Below are 20,355 nucleotides of genomic sequence, written 5' to 3' on the forward strand. Positions count from 1 at the left end.
AAACAGTATAGCACACAAAAGTCAAGAAAGCGGACAAGAGATCGTCAAGATTTCGTCAAGTTTTTAGTCTGAAGCCTATACCATATACAGCTTCGATATGATCCTTTCCGCTGATCGCCTGCAATTTGTGGCGTATATTGCTGATATGCTGCTTCAATGAACGCTCGGTGCAGTCAGGTGTGTCATAACTTATCTTTTCAAGTATCGTACTTTTCCCGACAGCTGTATGTGAATTCTGCATCAGCAGCTTAAGTATGGCACATTCTGTTCTTGTGAGCCGAACCTCACCCTTACCTGTCAAAACGGTCATGGTATCACACATAAGGGTGAGTTCGCCTGCTGTTATGCTGATCTCATCACTTTCATTCCTTCGGCGAAGCTGTACCGTTATCCTTGCAAGGAGCTCCTGTATATCAAAGGGCTTGGTTATATAATCAGCTGCTCCGCTGAGCAGAAGTTCGACCTTATCGGCAGTATCTGCCTTTGCACTTACCACGATCACGGGGATATCCTTTATCTTCTTAAGGACCTCTTCTCCCGATATCCCGGGCAGCATAAGGTCAAGAAGTATGAGATCGGGTTTGTTCTGCGATAAAAGCATTACCGCCTCTGTTCCCGAATAAGCTCTTGAAATGGTATAGCCCTCATCACCGAGGACTTTGGCAAGCATATCACCTATGCTCTGATCGTCATCTATTATCATTATATTTGGCATATATACACCTCTTCCTGTGTTTAATATTATAACATTTATTAACTCAGATTTCAAGCAGCTGCTGAATTTGCTTTTTGTTTATATATATGACATAAGCATTGACAAAAGGATATACTTCTGATATCATTAATAAAGCGATATTACATGAGTTTATTTCTATACTCAGTGAAAGGATAAAGATAATGACTGAAATTCAACTTATGCCCCTTGAAAAATCAGATTGCGAGCAGTTTATAAAGGATAATCAGGAAGCATTCAATTACGGTGCACTTGAGGAATTCGGCAAGCGTGACGACCACTTTGAAGAAGAGGGCGAAATCATTTCACGTAAAACGATAATTAACGCCATTGATGAGGGCAAAGCGTACCGTATAATGCAGGGAAGCTCTGCTTTCGGCGGTGTTGTTGTCAAAACAGAGTACGATCAGGGAGAGCTTGAGCTTCTCTTTGTTTCACCTTCTGTCCACAGCAAGGGCATCGGCTATGCGGCATGGTGTGCTGTGGAAGAGATGTATCACGAAGTCACGGTCTGGAGAACTGTTACTCCGTATTTTGAAAAACGCAACATACATTTCTATGTAAACCGCTGCGGCTTCCATATCGTTGAGTATTTTAATGAGCATCACTGCTTCCCTGACGATAATGAAGAAGGAATGTATGATATGTTCGCGTTTGAAAAGATACTGCCCGCAACTCCTGCTTCAATACAGGAGCAGATCAGGCGTATCACTTACTTTGAAAATGTAATGAAAAAGGCTGACAATGGTTCTCCCGAGCTGCTAAGGCAGCTTTCGGATTATTACGGCAGCGCTGCATGGAAGCGAGACTTTGCCGCAGATGAAGCAGGGCTTCTCCCGAAAGAGCTTAAACGCGGTGTTCTTTCAGAAGACGGGATCTATGATCTGCTTGAAAAATTCAGATAATAAAATCTCCCCCTCACATTATGAAATTTTCTGCTACATAATGTGAGGGGGATAAAACATTTATTCATATGATAGTTTTTTGTATCAGCACGATGAGCTAACCTCATCTTCTAAACTTCACGATATTCTTGCCTTATCCGTCATTTTTTGCTTTGTCTGTTAATCAGTCCGATATATTGCTGCCTTGTTATACCGCCGTATTTATCAGCAAAATCGTCAACTGTACAATCATTCGGCAATCCGAGAAAGTTCATGACAAGGTTGAATTTATCCCTGTTCTCGGGCAGCAGCAGATTATGCCTTATCATATGTTTAGGTGACTCTTTAAGTATATCATCAAGTGTCCTTCCGCATAAATCACCACGGATACCCAATGACACTCCGCCTTCAAAATACTTTCCCTCGTCAAGTAACCGACGTATATCGTCAGAGACATTCTCCCACGGTATCTCAAACGAAACAAATCCCCACTCCACATATAATGCTCTTGGGTTATTCATCTTTGGTTTAGGTTCCTTAGGAGACATCTTGACCAAAACTTCCGCCGTAAACGGATTGAAATGCTCGTTCTTTTTTATCTGTCTCGCAAGCTGGAGCTGAAACTGGATATCATCGGGAACAAGCTCTTTATGTGCAACTATGGGATGTGTGCCCCATAATATGTCACAGTCGGAGCAAAGCTCTGGTGGACACAGTGCCATGCCTGAAAGCTCTTTTTCGGTCATATCCTTATCAGTCGTCACAAAGTCATACATTCTCACTATCACAGGCTGCATCATAATATAACGGAAGCTGTGCACTTCGGGCAGCTCCTTCCATTTCTCGATCTCTCTTGTTTTGCCTAAGATCAGACCATATGTATAATGCCGCCTGTCGACCTGGCAGCGGAATATATCTCCTGCCCTGAATTTTACCGTCTGATGTTCCATGCTCCTTACAGTTGCGATACGCTCAAAATAATCATCGGGACAGGTCGGGATATAATATCGCATAAACTCGTGGAAATCCTCATCGGACATTATCTTACGCACACGGTCTTTTTCTCCGATCATGACTTCCTGATTGTTTCTCAGATTTCTTACAATAATATAGCTCTTTTCATTCTGAAGGAAGATAAAGAACTCACATCCGAACGGCTTTACTGCCATAACATTTGTAGGCGTAACACGTTTTGCTCTGCCTCTTGAAGTAAGCGGCAGCAGCATGGTTCTGTTATCTGTTTCAAGACGTGTATCAAATTCATTGTAGCTTCTGCTAATATATGAACCATCATCTTTTACAGAGTATTCTTCATATATCACCTTGACGATGATATTGCCCTCATAAAACAGAACTGTTCGCTTTTTCAGGCAGCCTGTCACGCTGTACACGGACACTTTTTCCCAGCTCGGATCAACAGGATCAAGCGCAAGATAACGCCGTTCTTCATCACTGAGCATTATGCAGTAAACTCCATCGTTAAAATACTGCTCCGCTTTTGACTCCGTTTTCTTTTCGTGAGCTTTTATGCTTTCACTTACAGAAACAACAGCGTTCCGGGGATCAAGTCTGCTGCCGCTGAAGCTGCCGAATATCTCTTTTACCGCCTGATAGTTCACGCCGTCTTTTCCTCGCCAGAAATTAAGTGGATAGAAGGTCAGACCGTCCCTGCCCATGCCGTGTTCGGTATAATTTACATAGCCGCGGAGAAATCCCTTGTTCTCAGCCCCCTCCAATATACCGCAGACGGAAAGTATGCCCAATATACAGTGGATAGCGTTACCCGTAGCATCGAAGAATTTTCTCTTGCGTATTTCTGCCAGCAAGGCAGTATCCATGTTATGAGGCTTCATTCCCTTAACGCAGGCAAATATACCGTTCAGTATGCGGTAGTCCTCATCACAGGGCTCAACAGCAGGCAATTTTACAAACTCACGCAGATCATTAAGCACATATTCGGCACAGGTATAATCAGGCTCCCTGCCATACTGCTTTGGCGGAAGATAACGAAAAACATTATAATCGTTCCAGTCAACATTTTCCTTGGTATCAAGTCCGTGGCTGCACCCGCAGACAACACAAACAGGAGAGCTCCATTCTGTCTTTTTCCCACCGTCAGATATCATTTCATGCTCTGGGAGGGCTTTCGACCACACAAGACTTGAAAGTGCAGAACGGTATCTCATATCTCCGCTCGAAAGACTGTACAGGAAAGCCTTTGCAGCAGCTTCAAGTGATATTTGTTTTGAAAGTGCTTTGATCTCTGCTATGATCTCACTGTGTGTCACAGCAGAATCAGGTACAAGGACGCCGCTTTTTACAGCATTTGCCTTTTCACATTCCGACGGCTGTCCCTCACGCATATATGAAAGGTAGTATTTTTTCAGAAATGCCAATGCTTTCTTGTCGATCATAACCGCAGCCTCCCTTGACTTTTTTTATTACTTAATTATACTGTTTATCTGACACAACTTTGCAAAATAATAAAATGCTTTTATAATTTATCTGAATTATAGCATATGAGTGCTGTAATGTCAAGGATAGCTCCTCTAACCCCGTATAGTTTCTGATGAAAGATGAACGGTTGTTAAAAACATATTAAAGTACAGACAGAGCTATGTATAATTTTATATATAAACATATTAAAGAAATATACAAATCATATTATTTTTAATGTTTGTAAAGTTGTTAACACATCCTAACGTATTTTTTGTATTTAGAAAGTCCTTTTGTAATATTTCAGGCTCAGGCTGTTTAATTTCTTTATTTTTTGTAGGAACTTTTTACTTTAATATTGACTTGAATGAACAAATGTGATAATATATATATAAAGATTTTATATGGCATTCTTTACATAATGTCAATATGAAGATGTATTCATACTTAAGACAGATATAAAAATCAACAAATCGAATTACTTAGAACAATATGAATATTATCGTAAAAACTGTTGTACTTTTTCGGCTTTGCTTTCTTTCATGCAGTTATATCAAAAGTGTTTTTTATGCGGGTAAGGCTGAAAGGACTTCATAACTAACGGTTAAAAGCTTGATAAATATTTTTATTACAGCTTTAATAATATTTTCAAAGGAGAATTGGTATGGAAAAAAGGAAAATCATCAGTGCAGTAATGGCATTAGCTGTTGTTGCATCACAAACAATGGGGGGTATTCCAAAAAGTGCTTCAAAAAACGCTGACGGTAAGCTGACTGCGTATGCCTATAACGAAAGCATCCGCGGCAAGTGGCTCAAGGACGAAGCAACAGGAAAATGGATGTACAAGCATCTTGACGGCTCTTACACCAAAAACGGCTATGAATATATCAATGGTCTGTTATGTCAGTTTGACGAAAACGGTTTACTGAAATCGGATCTGAGCAAGCTTATCGACAAGCTTCGCCGCCTTGATCCAAACAATAATATAAAGTATAAGTTCGTTGACGGAGCAGATAACTGGTCTTTCAGAAACTCCCCCGATAACTTCGGCGAAACATACTACATGAGGGAAGACTACTGGAACAAGCTCATGGATGGATTAAAATATACTGAGAAGACACGTATAATAAAAAATGTCCAGAACGGTACATGGGCAGGTTCATGCTATGGTATGGCAGCTACTTCCGTACTTGCAAGCAGCGGAATCCTTAAGCCTGAGAAATGGCAGGACAATGCTGATTTCCTCCACGATATCGCAGGTCCTCCTTCAGATGAAGTCAAGTCTCTCATCAATTATTATTTCTCACTGCAGCTTACTGATTATGATAATCAGAAAATGACACTTGCTCTTTATTTATCCGAGCCATACAAGCTCAATAAGCTTATCCGCAGCGTAGAAGGCGGAGCTTCTACACTTTTGTGTTTCTATGGTTATTTTGACGGACTTTATCAGGCAGGTCATGCCGTTGTGGCATATGACGTTGAATATGATACATTCGTTAAGGAGGGTATCACTTACAACGGAAGAATAAAAATATATGATAATAACTTCATAGATTTCAATGAAGATTATTGCTTGTATTTCGACACTTCAGACGGCTCATGGGCTATCCCAGGTTATCAGTTAAGCTCAAAATACGGTGATTATCTCGGATTAATAACAAACGATATTGATTTTATAAATCATCACGGATATATCGACGGAACAGAAGATGGTGTGATCGGCAAATTTATCCCCACACTACAATCCGCACCTATAAAGAGCAAATATAATATATCCAAGTCATCAAATATTCGCGTCGGATATTCCGATAATATCGCATCAGATGATGATATCAAGGTTATGCCTGCTTTGGGAGATAACAATTTCAAAAACAGCTCGCTCATGTTTGCGTTGAGAGATTCTGCCGCAAGCTATGTATTAAAGCTTCAGGAGCCTGAGAAAATTGATCTTGCTTTATCGTATGAAAACAGCTTGCTCAGCGCAGCTTCTTCTTCAGGAGCAGCTGCTAAGTTCTCACCTAAAGACTGTGTTGCTGTCAACGGTAAAAACACAGATTATGAGCTCGGTATCGTTCTCAATGAAGGATACAAGGTCACAGACTGGTACAGCTTTACAGTCAAGGGCTGCGGAGTAAATGATGCAGCTCTCAGAAAAGCAGAAAACGGTTATATACTCGAAGCTACAAATCTTAAAAATGTTTCCGCAAACGCATTTAATGACGATGCCAAAGCTAACGTAACATTTTCTACCGATTATCCTAAGGTATTCCTGTATGAAAAAGACGAGAATACTATCGGAGTTGCTGTAGATACAGACAATAACGGTTCATTTGAGACAGAAGTAAAGGTTAACTGAAAAAGGTAAACATTCAGAATGTTGCTAAAAATTTCGGCTGCGTGACCATTAAGGTCACGCAGCCTTTCTTTTCATAAGAACTTCATACATCTTTTTATTACAGTATATTTGACACACCGACACTCTACAGAAAGCAATTTCAGACTCACAATGTCAAATACCAACAATAATTGGCTTGCTTTGTTATATTTAATGATGTAAAATTATTATAGTGGATAATTGTATCCTGACATTTTATTTTACCTCGGAGGTGTATTTATGACATTCAGTGTATTTAAACGCATTATTTCTGCGGGAACTGCTGCCATATGCTTTGCGGCTGCTGTACCAACAGTACCGCTCACGGCAAATGCCGTAAATAATAAAATCACTTCATACGAAGGCTACGATTATGAATACTGGACCGACTCGAATGATAATGCTGTTTCATTCGATATTGATAAAAAGGGCGGTTTTGATGCGGAATGGGACGCAAATGGCAACTGCTTCTTTGCTAAAGGCCTGATATATCAAAAGCCGATTTCAAACAATTACAAAATAGACTACGACTTATCGGTGAATTTTGCTCCTGTACAGAATGAAGCTTCAGACGTTGCCTCCACATATGTATGTGCTTATGGTTACCTTAAAGACCCTGCCGCTGAATTCTTCTTTATGGACTGTGGTTATAATTTGCCGAGCTACGGAACCATGGAGAATTGTACTTCATTAGGCAGCGTTGATATTGACGGCAAGACTTATGATCTTTACACTCAGAAAAGATATGGACACACTATTGACGGTTCCTTTTCATATCCTGTATACTTAAGCGTCCGCAGAGGCGGAGAAATGAAATGCAGTTCCGATCCTGACAGCGAAAAAAACAGCTATTCAGGTCAGATAGACGTTGGTGCACATTTTTACGCTCTTGAAGAACTCGGACAGGCAGTAGGTGACCTTGACAGGCTCTCCCTGAATGTGGAATCCTACAGGTGCAGCGGCACAGCAAAGCTCAACAGCTGCGAGATAACTGAATATCAGACACAGAATGACCACCCTCGGGTATCAGGCACCTTTGAAAAAGACGGCTATACTTACACCTACAGCTCTTCGTGCAGGCCGTCCAAAATAGATATACGCCCGGATCAATCCTCCATCAACAAGGAATTTGACTACAGATGGCAGGATGGTACAAATACGATCACAAAGACATTTCTTGATGAGCCTGAAAAAATAGGTAGAAGTGATCTTATTATTTTCAAAAACGACTTTTCATTTGAGTTGAAAGGCGATGATACAGACAGCAAAAGCTTCGACGGTATACTCGAGCTCGAGATGAACAACTCTCAGAAGCTGTATCTTGCTGATACAGCCACAGACTTCGGCGAAGATAAGATAGCTGCTTTATACAGTAAAAAAGGCATAGAGCCAAAGCTTATTGCTTCACTTACAAACAAAAATATTTTAGACCTTCCCGATACTATATATGACGCCCGCAAGCAGGAAATGAGAGTTTATTCATATACAGTAAAGAACGGAAGCATCGAAGAAAAACACACCGATTACTGGATAACAAATTATCAAAATGATTTTTATTTCTACAATAATTACACTTTTAAAATCTGCGGAGAAAAGATAGCCTGCAATATACCATATAAATGCTATAATATCATCAAAATATCTGATTTATTAAATTATCTTGAGGAATACGGCCTTTCAGCCGATACAATAAAAAAAGCTTCCTACACATTTAATTCCGAAGGCTTCGGAGGTTCTCTTTCCGTAAACTCTCTTAAACTGGATATTACTCACTTCCCCGACGGACCGTATAATTACTCTCCCGAATTCTACGGTCAGAATGATTTTACCATTAAGTCCAACAAAAACGGTCTGTTTGACTTCAGCTGGAATAATACGGAATTCGGAGGCTGCACAGCTTTAGCGGAAAAGCATTTTGACGGCAGCGGTCTTGATCTCTCAGAGGTCAAAAGTATCGTTGCGGATTACAGCGTAACTGTCGATTCTGTTGAGGTATACGGACAGACTTACGACGAGACAGCGGTATATTTGCGCGGAAAGCTCCCGATACCTGACGCTTCGAGGAATGAATTATACATCGACATTGCTTACTTCGCAAACACACCTAACCTGAAAAAAAGAATAAAACCTATTTCGTCCGATAACTCCATCGAAGATCACGGCAATATCTATGATCTTTACGTTAATTCAAAGGATGAATTGAACGGATTTACTGTTTTGGGCTTCATAAGCAACGAAGATGCTCTCATAAATCAGTTCTGGAGCCTTGATAACGATCCTCCCGTTAACGGCGAAGAGACTGCTTCATTCAGCGGTTCAATTGATATCACAAAGCATATCGCCGAATACAGTAAAGCTTTCGGCAGCGATACATGGGATATTCTCAGTGATCTTGCTATCTGTGCGGAAGTAAACCACTCGGCAGGTACTGTTTCTGTTGAAAAATTTGATATAACCGTGACATACAAGGACGGAACCGTAAAAAAATATAAACCGTATAATACTTCATCCGATACAGATGAAGTAATCAAAGGTGATGCCAACGATGACGGAGTATTCAGTCTGTCAGATGTTGTTACATTGCAGAGATGGCTGCTCAGTGCAAAAAATGCTATGATCGCAAACTGGAAAGCTGCTGACCTTAATAACGATGATAAGCTTGATGTGTTCGACCTTTGTCAGATGAGGAAAGAAGTTCTCCTGATGATAAAAACGCCTGCTGCTGTAAGTATCAACGAAACAGGCGGATACAAAGGAGTAAACAAGACATGGAAGGTATATGAGGATAAAGGCAAATTCTTCATGTATTATGATGATTTAAAGGGCTTAAAAGGCGCAGATCCGATCATCACTGAAATAACCGAAGAAGAATACGGTTTGATAATGGCTCAGGACTACGAATTAAATCCCCCTTATTATCAGGTTATGGACGGATACAATTTCAAGTCGGTTATCACCTACAAAGACGGTACCGAAAAGACGACGAAAGCAGATATGTATGATATCGTTATAATACTCGATAAGCTTTTTGCGAAATATAACCCCGAAATAGAATTATGGTAAAAAAACAGTGCCTCCCTACGGAGGCACATTTTTTATGCTATTCAAACAGCTTTCTGAACCTTTTCATTGCTTCAATGGTATTTTCTTTATTGTTGAAAGCTGTTAATCTGAACCAGTGATCACCGTTCTTGCCGAAGCCCACACCAGGAGTACCTACCACTCCTGCCTTTTCGAGCATATGATCGAAGAAAGTCCAGCTGTCCATACCGAAGGGACACTCGAACCATATATACGGCGAATTTATCCCGCCTGTAAACCTGATGCCAAGTTCACTCATGGTGTCGGATATAATACGGGCATTTTCCATATAGCAGGCAGTCATAGCCTTTGTTTCTTTTTGACCCTCTTCGCTGAAAACAGCCTCTGCAGCTCTCTGAACGATGTAGGGAACGCCATTGAATTTTGTAGTCTGACGTCTGTTCCACATCTTGTTGAGGCTCATTTCCCTTCCGTCAGGTGAAAGTGACTTTATAGCCTTTGGAACTATTGTATATCCGCAGCGAGTACCTGTAAAGCCCGCTGTCTTTGAAAGCGAACAGAACTCCACCGCGCACTTCTTTGCACCTTCGATGCAGTATATCGTCCTCGGGAGCTCATCGTCAGATATGAAGCTCTCATAGGCTGAATCAAAGAGGATAACGGCGTCATTTTCAAGAGCATAATCCACCCATTCACGCAGCTGCTGCTTGTTATAGCAGGCGCCTGTTGGATTGTTTGGAGAGCAGAGATAAATGATATCCGTATGGATGCTCCTGTCGGGCATGGGAAGGAATTCATTCTCCGCTGAACCGTTAATGTAGACGATGTTTCTGCCGTTCATGGTATTCGTGTCAACATAAACAGGATAAACCGGATCGGGTATGAGTACGGTATTGTCAGCCGAAAACAGATCAGTTATGTTTCCTGTATCGGACTTTGCACCGTCTGATACGAATATCTCGTCCTCGTCAACGTCCGCGCCGAGTTCCCTGTAATGTCCTGCTATAGCCTTTCTGAGGAAGTCATATCCCTGCTCGGGACCGTAGCCGCGGAATGTTTCGGCTTTGCCCATTTCATCGGCAGCTGCGTGCATAGCCTGAACTACCGACTTGCCCAGAGGCAGTGTAACATCGCCGATACCAAGCCTGATAACATCCCTTTCGGGATGCTTTTCTTTAAAAGTGCTTACTCTCTTTGCCACCTCACTGAACAGATAGCTTTCTTTCAGATCAAGAAATCTCTCATTAAACCTTGCCATAGTACTCTCCCTCAAATGTATATTCAGCAGGACCTGTCATATAAATATGTCCGTCCGCTTCCTTCCATTCAATCACCAGCTCACCGCCGAGAAGCTCTACTCTCACAGGCTTGCGCGGGCATATCCCTTTAAGACAAGCCGCAGCGACTGTTGCACAGGTGCCTGTTCCACAGGCAAACGTCTCTCCTGTACCTCTCTCCCATACACGCATTTTCAGGTGATTGGGAGAAACAACTTCCGCAAACTCGATATTTGCCTTGTGAGGGAAATGATCGTCACATTCAAAAACTTTTCCGAATTTTTCAACTTCAAAGCCGCTGACGTTCTCACCGATAAATGTTACAGCATGGGGATTTCCCATAGAAACACAGGTAAACCTAAACTCCCTGCCGTATGCTGAAAGTGAAAGATCGGTAACAGGCGATGCTTCGGCTATAACAGGAACCTCCGACGCTTCAGTGACAGGAGCTCCCATATCAACGGTAAGAGTACGTGCCATGTCGTTCTCATCGGTATGGACTTCGATAGTCTTTATTCCCGCAAGAGTCTCAACAGTTACAACAGGCTTATGAATGATGCCCTTGTCGTAAACGTATTTTGCAACGCAGCGTATGGCGTTGCCGCACATCTCCGATTCGCTGCCGTCGGGATTGAACATACGCATACGGCAGTCGGCTGTGTCACTCGGAAGTATCAGTACAAGACCGTCGGAGCCAATTCCGAAATGGCGGTCACTTACTGCTCTTGAAAGCTGCTCGGGAGAGCTTACGCTCTCCTCGAAACAGTTGACATAAACATAGTCATTGCCGCAGCCGTGCATTTTGTTGAATTTCATTTATATCACACTCCGAAAAGAAGTTTGTCGTATGCAGGGAATGGATAATAGTCCTCCGCAGTTATTGTCTCGGCTTTGTCGGCTGCTGCACGGAGCTTATCCATTGCAGGGATCATCTTGTCACGTACAAACTCTGATTCCTTGATTATATCTCCGATGGTTTTCAGCTTTGCAACAGCTGCTTCAAGCTTTACAGCTGCATCGTCCATTTCATCAATGCGGACTGACAGCTCCTCAACGAGCTTGGTCTCGTACTTGCAGGCTGCCTTTGATACGCTCTTCTTGACTGCAACAGCAGAAGCCGTATCAGCAGCAAACTTTGCTACAGCAGGGATTATCTCCTTGCGAGCCATATCGACCATGGTCTGTGCCTCGATATTTACAGACTTGACATAGTTTTCAAGCATGATATCGCGGCGTGAATAGATCTCTGCCTCCGTAAAGATACCGTGTGATGTGAGCATTTCAATATTCTTTTTGTCACATATCTTAGGCATACAGTCGGCAGTAGTCCTCAGGTTGGAAAGTCCGCGCTTTTCGGCTTCCTTGACCCACTTGTCATCATAGCCGTTTCCGTTGAAGATTATGCGCTTGTGTTCCTTGATGGTATTCTTTATGAGTTCGTGGAGAGCCTTGTTGAAGTCCTTTGCTCCTTCGAGCTTGTCAGCGAACTGCTTTAATACCTCCGCAACTGCACCGTTCAGATGGATATTGGCGCATGATATGCTGTTGGACGATCCAAGCATACGGAACTCAAACTTATTGCCTGTGAATGCAAAAGGAGATGTACGGTTACGGTCTGTTGTGTCCTTGCTGAACTGAGGAAGCACATCAACACCCAGTTTCATTTTCTCCTTGGCTGTACCGCCGTAGGGCTTGTCATTCTCGATAGCCTCAAGTATAGCTGTAAGCTCATCACCAAGGAATATTGAAATAATAGCGGGAGGAGCTTCGTTTGCACCGAGACGGTGGTCATTGCCTGCTGTAGCAACTGAAAGTCTCAGTAGATCCTGATAGTCGTCAACTGCCTTGATAACAGCAGCAAGGAAGAGCAGGAACTGTGCATTCTCATAAGGTGTTTCTCCGGGAGAAAGAAGATTTACGCCCGTATCTGTGGAGATGGACCAGTTGTTGTGCTTGCCCGAGCCATTTACGCCCTCGAATGGCTTTTCGTGAAGCAGGCAAACAAGCCCGTGACGCTCGGCTACCTTCTTCATAACCTCCATTGTGAGCTGATTGTGGTCGGCAGCAATATTTGTAGTTTTGTAAATAGGAGCAAGCTCGTGCTGTGCGGGAGCGACTTCATTGTGCTTTGTCTTTGCAAGGATACCGAGCTTCCAGAGCTCCTTGTCAAGATCAGCCATAAATTCGGATACTCTCGACTTTATGGAACCGAAATAGTGATCTTCCATTTCCTGTCCCTTCGGAGGCATTGCACCGAAAAGGGTACGTCCTGTCATTATGAGGTCTTTCCTCTTCTTGTACATGTCACGGTCAACGAGGAAGTATTCCTGCTCGGGACCTACCGATGTGCGGACGCTTCTGACGCTTTCGTTTCCGAACAGCTTAAGAACACGAAGTGCCTGCTTGTTGAGTGCTTCCATTGAGCGGAGAAGCGGAACCTTCTTGTCGAGAGCCTCACCTGTATATGAGCAGAAAGCGGTAGGTATGTAAAGTGTTCCGTCCTTGATGAATGCATATGAAGTCGGATCCCATGCAGTATATCCACGTGCTTCAAAGGTAGCGCGGAGTCCGCCCGAAGGGAATGACGAAGCATCAGGCTCGCCCTTTACAAGCTCCTTGCCCGAGAATTCCATGATAACTCTTCCGTCGGGTGCAGGAGTGATAAAGCTGTCGTGCTTCTCGGCTGTAACGCCTGTCATTGGCTGGAACCAGTGAGTATAGTGAGTTGCACCTTTCTCGATAGCCCAGTCCTTCATGGCTGCCGCAACAACATTTGCAACGGACAGATCAAGGGGCGTTCCCCTGTCAATCGTCCTTTTCAGAGACTTGTAGACCTTCTCTGAGAGGGTTGCTTTCATGACTCTCTCATCGAATACCATTGAACCAAAATAATCTGTTACCTTTTCCATTTTTATTTCCTCCATTTATTTATTTTCGAGAGAAGCTCTTATAAAGTCAGCAAAGAGCTTCTGTGGTTTATTCGGACGTGATTTGAATTCGGGGTGGAACTGCACTCCGACGAACCACGGGTGATCAGGAAGCTCCACTATCTCAACAAGCTTTTCATCGGGTGACATTCCCGCGATGTGAAGTCCGTTCTGAGTAAGTACTTTACGGTATGCGTTGTTGAATTCATAGCGGTGGCGGTGCCGCTCGTATATCAGCTCCTCGCCGTAGATCTTACGGCAGCGTGAACCCTCTGCAAGCCTGCATGGATAAAGTCCGAGACGCATCGTGCCGCCTTTTTCGGAAATGTTCCTCTGCTCGTCCATGATGTCAATCACAGGGTACGGAGTTTCACCGAACTCGGCAGAATCAGCACCTGCAAGTCCGCATACATTTCGTGCATATTCGATGACCGTCATCTGCATACCGAGACATATTCCGAAAAACGGAACTTTGTTCTCTCGTGCGTAGCGTATGGACTCCACCATACCCTCGATACCTCTGTGACCGAAACCGCCCGGAACGATGATTCCGTTGCAGTCCCTGAAGATCTCGGCGGCGTTTTCGGCGGTGACGTTTTCAGAGTCTATCCACTTTATCTCAACTGCTGCGTCATTTATAATACCGCCGTGCCTCAGCGCCTCTGCGACCGAGAGATATGCGTCGTGGAGCTCAACATATTTGCCTACAAGTCCTATTGTAACTGTCTTGTGAGCGTTTTCAGCCCTGCGGACCATTTCTGTCCATTCCGTGAGGTCGGGAGCATTGTCTGATATACCGAGGTGGCGGCATACAGAATGTGCAAGTCCCTCATCCTCGAGCCACAATGGCACTTCATAAAGCGACGGAGCAGTAAGGTTCTGTATTACGTCCTCCTTGCGTATATTACAGAAAAGAGCGATCTTTTCAGCCATATCATCAGGGATGCGCTTTTCTGTTCGGCATACAATTATATCGGGCTGTATTCCGATTGAGAGGAGCTCCTTGGTGGAGTGCTGTGTGGGCTTGGATTTAAGCTCCTCAGAGCCTGCTATATATGGTACAAGTGTTACGTGTATGTAGCATACATTCTCACGTCCCTGTTCTGTACCGACCTGTCTTATAGCTTCAAGGAACGGCGTAGATTCGATATCTCCGACAGTACCGCCGATCTCTGTGATGACAACGTCTGCGTTCGCTTCATTTGCAGCACTGTAAACTCTGTCCTTTATCTCGTTGGTGATGTGCGGTATGACCTGCACCGTTCCCCCGAGATAGTCGCCGCGGCGCTCCTTTGTAATGACGTTCCAGTAAATCTTTCCTGTTGTTACATTGGAGTGAACAGAGAGATTTTCGTCAACAAAACGCTCATAGTGACCGAGATCAAGGTCGGTCTCGGCACCGTCGTCCGTGACAAAAACCTCACCGTGCTGGAAAGGCGACATTGTACCCGGGTCAACATTGATGTAAGGATCAAACTTCTGAATGGTGACCTTGTAGCCGCGCTGCTTGAGAAGTCTTCCGAGCGAAGCTGCCGTAATACCTTTTCCGAGTCCCGAAACAACTCCGCCTGTTACAAAAATGAACTTTGACATTTTTACTTATGCTCCTTGAAATACATTTATGATAAAGGCAGTCTGCGGAGTATGGGAGATTCAGGTTTAATAATATCCGCAGACGCCCTTAACAGCTTATGAACGTTCATGCTCCTTCGAATTGCGGAACGATGTAAGTATCATGCATGGCTTGATAAAAAACAAATGGGTGCAGAAGTCCTGAGACTTCATACACCCCTTTGTGTATGGAATTAGCGCTTAAACCAAAAAAGAGAGCTACGGATACCATATCCGCAGCTCCCTTGCTGTTTACAATGCCATTATAGACCTTTGTGGGAGATTTGTCAATAGCTTTTCTGAAATTTGACGTATCGCATATTTTTATTTAATAGTTAGCATATAATAACTGTATAAATTTCACGAAAGCGCCGAAATAACCAATTTTCCTATTGACATTTCCACTTTAACGTGATAAGATATTTTTAGCAACAAAGACGTTCGTACAGGCTTACTGTCTGTATGGACGTCTTTTTTATTATGCGATGCGGATCAATGGCGCTCCGTATCGGAAAGGCAAGTGAATGATATGGATAATTTCAGGAGGGAAGCTCCATATGTGCAGCAGGGCCTTTACGACCCGAGATTTGAACATGATAACTGCGGAATAGGTGCAGTTGTAAACATCAAGGGCGAGGCATCAAGATATGTCGTTGACAGTGCTCTTACTATAGTTGAAAAGCTTGAGCACCGTGCAGGCAAGGATGCTGAGGGCAAAACCGGTGACGGCGTGGGAATACTTGTGCAGATGCCCTACAGCTTTTTTACAGAAGAGATAAAAAAACTGGGTGCCGAACTCGGTGAAAACGGTGACTTCGGTGTAGGTATGTTTTTCTTCCCGCAGAATGAACTCAGACGCGACCGTGCAAAGAAGCTTTTTGAAAAAATAACCGACAATAACGGCATGGACTTTATATGCTGGAGAGAAGTGCCTACTTCTCCTTCAATACTCGGTCATAAAGCGCTCAGCAGTATGCCGTGTATCATGCAGGCTTTTCTAAGGCGTCCAGAAAACTGCAAAAGAGGTCTCGATTTTGACCGCAGGCTCTTCATTGCAAGACGTGAGTTCGAGCAGTCAAACGAGGATACTTATGTATGTTCCCTTTCAAGCCGTACTATAGTTTATAAGGGTATGTTCCTCGTTGACGAGCTGAGAAGGTTCTATGCCGATCTCCGCAGTGAGGACTTCACATCTGCTATAGCAATGGTGCACTCGCGTTTCTCGACGAATACTAATCCAAGCTGGCAGAAGGCTCACCCGAACCGCTTTATCGTTCACAACGGTGAGATCAATACGATTACAGGCAATGCAGACAAAATGCTCGCCCGTGAGGAGACAATGACCTGTGAAACGCTGAAAAACGATATGCACAGGATACTTCCTGCTATAAATGTAAACGGTTCCGACTCCGCGAGACTTGACAATGCTCTCGAATTTATGGTAATGTCGGGTATGCCGCTTCCTCTTGCGGTTATGATAACTATACCCGAGCCGTGGAAAAATGACAAGACCATATCCAAGGCAAAGTATGACTTCTACCAGTACTATGCTACAATGATGGAGCCATGGGACGGTCCTGCTTCCATTCTTTTCTCCGACGGTGACGTTATGGGAGCCGTTCTCGACAGGAACGGCCTCCGTCCTTCAAGATACTGCATAACAAGCGACGGGTTTCTTATTCTTTCATCAGAGACGGGCTGCATAGATATCGCACCTGAGAATATTGTGAAAAAAGACCGTCTCCGTCCGGGAAAAATGCTCCTTGCAGACACAAAGCAGGGACGTATCATAGAGGACGACGAGATCAAGAATACTTATGCATCACGTCAGCCATACGGCGAATGGCTCGATGCAAACCTTGTACGTCTCCATGATCTGCATATCCCGAACAAGGGAGTTCAGACCTACTCCAAAGACGAGCTTGCGAAGCTCCACAAGGCTTTCGGCTACTCCTACGAGGATATCCGCACATCTATTCTGCCAATGGCTGAAAAAGGAGCTGAGCCCATTGCTTCCATGGGAAGCGATATACCGCTCCCTCCGCTTGATAAGCAGTCTCCTCCCCTTTTCAACTACTTCCGTCAGCTATTCGCACAGGTAACAAATCCGCCCTTTGACGCTATCCGTGAAGAGATAGTTACCGACACCAGCGTATACATAGGCAAGGACGGAAATATCCTCGAAGAATGTCCCGAAAACTGCCATGTACTCAAGATCGAAAACCCAATCCTTACAGAGACGGATATGCTCAAGATAAAAGCCCTTGACCGTAAAGGGCTGAAAAGCGCAGTTATCCCGATAACCTACTACATCGGAACATCTCTTGACAAGGCTATCGAGCGTCTTTTCATCGAAGCTGACAAGGCTTACCGCGACGGTGCATCCATTCTTATCCTTTCGGACCGCGGTGTTGACGAGTACCACTGCCCGATACCATCACTCCTTGCAGTTTCAGCACTCCAGCAGCATCTCGTTTCCACAAAGAAGCGCACGGCAGTTGCCATGATCCTTGAATCGGCTGAGCCAAGAGAGGTACACCATTTTGCTGCACTTCTCGGCTATGGTGCGTGTGCTGTAAATCCGTACCTTGCACACGAAACTATCCGTTCACTTATCGAAGAAGGTTCTCTCGACAAGGATTTCTATGCTGCCGAGGACGACTACAACAGTGCTATACTCCACGGTATAGTAAAAATAGCTTCAAAAATGGGAATCTCCACTATACAGTCCTATCAGGGCAGCAAGCTTTTTGAGGCAGTTGGTATCTCACAGGAGCTTATCGACAGCTGCTTTGCAGGTACTGTAAGCCGTATAGGCGGTATCGGACTTGCTGATATAAGCCGCCGCACAGAGGCTCTCCACACAGCTGCTTATGATCCGCTGGGACTCCATGTGAGCAGCGAAGTAAAGAGCGCAGGCAGTCACAAGCTCCGCAGCGGAAAGAGCGATCACCTTTACACTCCCGAGACCATACATCTGCTTCAGCAGGCAGCGTGGACAGGCAGCTATGAGACATTTAAGAAGTATTCCGAAGCTCTTACCCGTGAGGATAACGAGCTTACGCTCCGCAGTCTCCTTGACTTCAATTTTGACAGTGCAAATGAGATACCGCTGGACGAGGTCGAGTCTGTTGAGAGCATTTGCACACGCTTCAAGACAGGCGCCATGTCATACGGCTCTATTTCGCAGGAAGCTCATGAGTGCATGGCTGTTGCCATGAACAGTATAGGCGGAAAATCCAACAGCGGCGAGGGCGGTGAAAGTCCCGAGCGTCTGAGATCTGATAAATGTTCCGCTATCAAGCAGGTTGCTTCGGGACGTTTCGGCGTTACCTCGGAATATCTGGTTTCAGCACAGGAGATACAGATAAAAATGGCACAGGGTGCAAAGCCCGGTGAGGGCGGACATCTTCCCTCGGGAAAGGTCTATCCCTGGATTGCCAAAACTCGTCATTCAACAGCAGGCGTTGGTCTTATTTCTCCTCCGCCCCACCATGATATCTACTCTATCGAAGATCTTGCACAGCTTATCTACGATCTCAAAAATGCCAACGACAAGGCTCGTATCTCAGTAAAACTCGTATCCGAGGCAGGCGTAGGAACTGTTGCGGCAGGCGTTGCAAAGGCAGGAGCACAGGTCATCCTTATTTCGGGCTACGACGGAGGTACGGGAGCGGCTCCAAAGAGCTCCATATACAATGCAGGACTTCCGTGGGAGCTTGGACTTGCCGAGGCTCATCAGACACTTATGCTCAACGGTCTGCGTTCAAGAGTACGTATTGAAACAGACGGCAAGCTCATGACAGGTCGTGATGTACTTGTTGCAGCTCTTCTCGGTGCCGAGGAATTCGGCTTTGCAACAGCTCCGCTGGTAACAATGGGCTGTGTTATGATGAGGGTCTGCAACCTCGACACCTGCCCTATGGGTATAGCAACACAGAATCCCGAGCTCAGGAAGCGTTTCCGCGGAAAGCCTGAATATATCATAAACTTCATGCACTTCATAGCACAGGAGCTCCGTGAATATATGGCTAAGCTCGGAATACGCACAGTTGACGAGCTTGTGGGACGCACAGATTTTCTCCGCATAAAGGACAGTGCGGCTGAAAAGAATATCGACTTTACCAATATACTTGCAAACAGCACAGTTGACAGCAAAAAACATTTTGTCGCTGACGATATTTACGATTTTGAACTTGACAAGACCATAGACCGCCGTGTTATAATAAAGAAGCTGGGAAGTGCGCTGAAAAACGGAACTTCCAAGTCGATTTCCATTAACGTTGTGAATACAGACCGCTCCGTAGGAACTCTCACAGGTGCGGAGATAACACGGATCCACGGTGAAAACGTACTTGCTGACGATACATTTACAGTGATATGCACTGGCAGCGGCGGACAGTCCTTCGGCGCTTTCATACCTAAAGGACTTACACTGGAGCTTTGCGGTGACAGCAACGATTACTTCGGAAAGGGACTGTCGGGCGGCAAGCTGATACTCTGTCCGCCTAAGGGTTCAGCATTCAAAGCTGACGAGAATATCATCGTCGGAAATGTGGCTCTCTACGGAGCTACCTCGGGCAAGGCATTCATCAACGGCGTTGCAGGCGAACGCTTCTGCGTAAGGAATTCGGGAGCTACTGCAGTCTGCGAGGGCGTGGGTGACCACGGCTGCGAGTACATGACAGGCGGACGTGCCGTTATTCTCGGACGAACAGGAAAGAACTTTGCAGCAGGTATGTCGGGCGGTATAGCATATGTCCTCGACGAGGAGCATGATCTCTATACACGTCTCAACAAAGCTTTGGTTTCCCTTGAAACCGTCATCGATGAAGAAGACATCGCAGAGCTTAAGGCCATGATCTCCGAACACGCAGAGGCTACAGGTTCTGAAAAGGCAAAGCAGATACTTGCTGATTTCGAGCGCTATCTGCCATGCTTCAAGAAGGTTATACCCCACGATTTTGCGAAGATACAAACCACAGTAACAAAACTTGAAAAATCAGGCGTGAGCAGCGAACAGGCTATGATAGAAGCATTCGAGCTCATCAGAAAGGAGGCGTGAGCC

Annotated in this window: 10 protein-coding genes; 4 read left to right on the plus strand and 6 right to left on the minus strand. The window is 44.5% G+C overall.

From position 1 onward, the window contains the following. Nucleotides 1-55: 55 nt before the first annotated feature. The gene (locus Q0R37_RS03990) at nt 56-715 is read right to left on the minus strand and encodes a response regulator transcription factor (protein ID WP_294751551.1); all 660 of its coding nucleotides are present in this window, start codon (nt 713-715) and stop codon (nt 56-58) included. 182 nt (nt 716-897) lie between these two features. Here Q0R37_RS03990 and Q0R37_RS03995 point away from each other — a divergent pair, with 182 nt between their 5' ends. Beyond that, a complete protein-coding gene (locus tag Q0R37_RS03995) occupies nt 898-1,638 on the plus strand; it encodes a GNAT family N-acetyltransferase (RefSeq protein ID WP_294751554.1) in 741 nt (246 codons plus the stop codon). A gap of 140 nt (nt 1,639-1,778) precedes the next feature. On the opposite strand, the gene Q0R37_RS04000 is transcribed toward Q0R37_RS03995, so the two are convergent. Further along, the gene (locus Q0R37_RS04000; RefSeq protein WP_294751557.1) at nt 1,779-4,031 is read right to left on the minus strand and encodes an immunity 26/phosphotriesterase HocA family protein; all 2,253 of its coding nucleotides are present in this window, start codon (nt 4,029-4,031) and stop codon (nt 1,779-1,781) included. 686 nt (nt 4,032-4,717) lie between these two features. On the opposite strand from Q0R37_RS04000, the gene Q0R37_RS04005 reads away from it, so the two are divergent. Further along, nucleotides 4,718-6,412, plus strand: a complete 1,695-nt coding sequence (locus tag Q0R37_RS04005) for a hypothetical protein (protein ID WP_294751559.1) — start codon at nt 4,718-4,720, stop codon at nt 6,410-6,412. A 258-nt stretch (nt 6,413-6,670) separates the two neighbouring features. After that, the gene (locus Q0R37_RS04010) at nt 6,671-9,493 is read left to right on the plus strand and encodes a glycoside hydrolase family 11 protein (RefSeq protein ID WP_294751562.1); all 2,823 of its coding nucleotides are present in this window, start codon (nt 6,671-6,673) and stop codon (nt 9,491-9,493) included. Between the two features lie 37 nt (nt 9,494-9,530). Here the strand turns inward: Q0R37_RS04010 and Q0R37_RS04015 are convergent, their stop codons facing one another. From Q0R37_RS04015 to Q0R37_RS04030, 4 genes are read right to left on the minus strand one after another with little or no spacing between them, the layout of a single operon-like run. Next, nucleotides 9,531-10,730 carry an LL-diaminopimelate aminotransferase gene (locus tag Q0R37_RS04015; protein WP_294751565.1) on the minus strand — a complete coding sequence of 400 codons (1,200 nt, stop codon included), beginning with the start codon at nt 10,728-10,730 and terminating at the stop codon, nt 9,531-9,533. Next, a complete protein-coding gene (dapF, locus tag Q0R37_RS04020; protein ID WP_294751568.1) occupies nt 10,717-11,565 on the minus strand; it encodes a diaminopimelate epimerase in 849 nt (282 codons plus the stop codon). Before dapF ends, Q0R37_RS04015 begins: the two co-directional genes overlap by 14 nt. Before the next feature lie 5 nt (nt 11,566-11,570). After that, the gene (locus Q0R37_RS04025; RefSeq protein ID WP_294751571.1) at nt 11,571-13,658 is read right to left on the minus strand and encodes a glutamine synthetase III; all 2,088 of its coding nucleotides are present in this window, start codon (nt 13,656-13,658) and stop codon (nt 11,571-11,573) included. 15 nt (nt 13,659-13,673) lie between these two features. Then, complete coding sequence (locus tag Q0R37_RS04030) at nt 13,674-15,269, minus strand: CTP synthase (RefSeq protein ID WP_294751574.1); 1,596 nt, start codon at nt 15,267-15,269, stop codon at nt 13,674-13,676. A gap of 547 nt (nt 15,270-15,816) precedes the next feature. On the opposite strand from Q0R37_RS04030, the gene gltB reads away from it, so the two are divergent. Further along, nucleotides 15,817-20,352 (plus strand): glutamate synthase large subunit, encoded by a 4,536-nt coding sequence (gltB, locus tag Q0R37_RS04035; protein WP_294751576.1) that lies wholly within the window; start codon nt 15,817-15,819, stop codon nt 20,350-20,352. The last annotated feature ends 3 nt before the right edge of the window (nt 20,353-20,355 follow it).

Origin of the sequence: uncultured Ruminococcus sp., from assembly GCF_946415235.1 — a bacterium.
Classification (GTDB): domain Bacteria; phylum Bacillota; class Clostridia; order Oscillospirales; family Ruminococcaceae; genus Ruminococcus.

Excerpts from the sequence above, each read along its gene's own strand:
- Q0R37_RS04010 (WP_294751562.1), top strand. The coding sequence starts at position 6,671 with ATGACATTCAGTGTATTTAAACGCATTATTTCTGCGGGAACTGCTGCC.
- Q0R37_RS04000 (WP_294751557.1), bottom strand. The coding sequence starts at position 4,031 with ATGATCGACAAGAAAGCATTGGCATTTCTGAAAAAATACTACCTTTCA.
- dapF (WP_294751568.1), bottom strand. The coding sequence starts at position 11,565 with ATGAAATTCAACAAAATGCACGGCTGCGGCAATGACTATGTTTATGTC.
- gltB (WP_294751576.1), top strand. The coding sequence starts at position 15,817 with ATGGATAATTTCAGGAGGGAAGCTCCATATGTGCAGCAGGGCCTTTAC.
- Q0R37_RS04025 (WP_294751571.1), bottom strand. The coding sequence starts at position 13,658 with ATGGAAAAGGTAACAGATTATTTTGGTTCAATGGTATTCGATGAGAGA.
- Q0R37_RS04015 (WP_294751565.1), bottom strand. The coding sequence starts at position 10,730 with ATGGCAAGGTTTAATGAGAGATTTCTTGATCTGAAAGAAAGCTATCTG.
- Q0R37_RS04030 (WP_294751574.1), bottom strand. The coding sequence starts at position 15,269 with ATGTCAAAGTTCATTTTTGTAACAGGCGGAGTTGTTTCGGGACTCGGA.
- Q0R37_RS03990 (WP_294751551.1), bottom strand. The coding sequence starts at position 715 with ATGCCAAATATAATGATAATAGATGACGATCAGAGCATAGGTGATATG.
- Q0R37_RS04005 (WP_294751559.1), top strand. The coding sequence starts at position 4,718 with ATGGAAAAAAGGAAAATCATCAGTGCAGTAATGGCATTAGCTGTTGTT.
- Q0R37_RS03995 (WP_294751554.1), top strand. The coding sequence starts at position 898 with ATGACTGAAATTCAACTTATGCCCCTTGAAAAATCAGATTGCGAGCAG.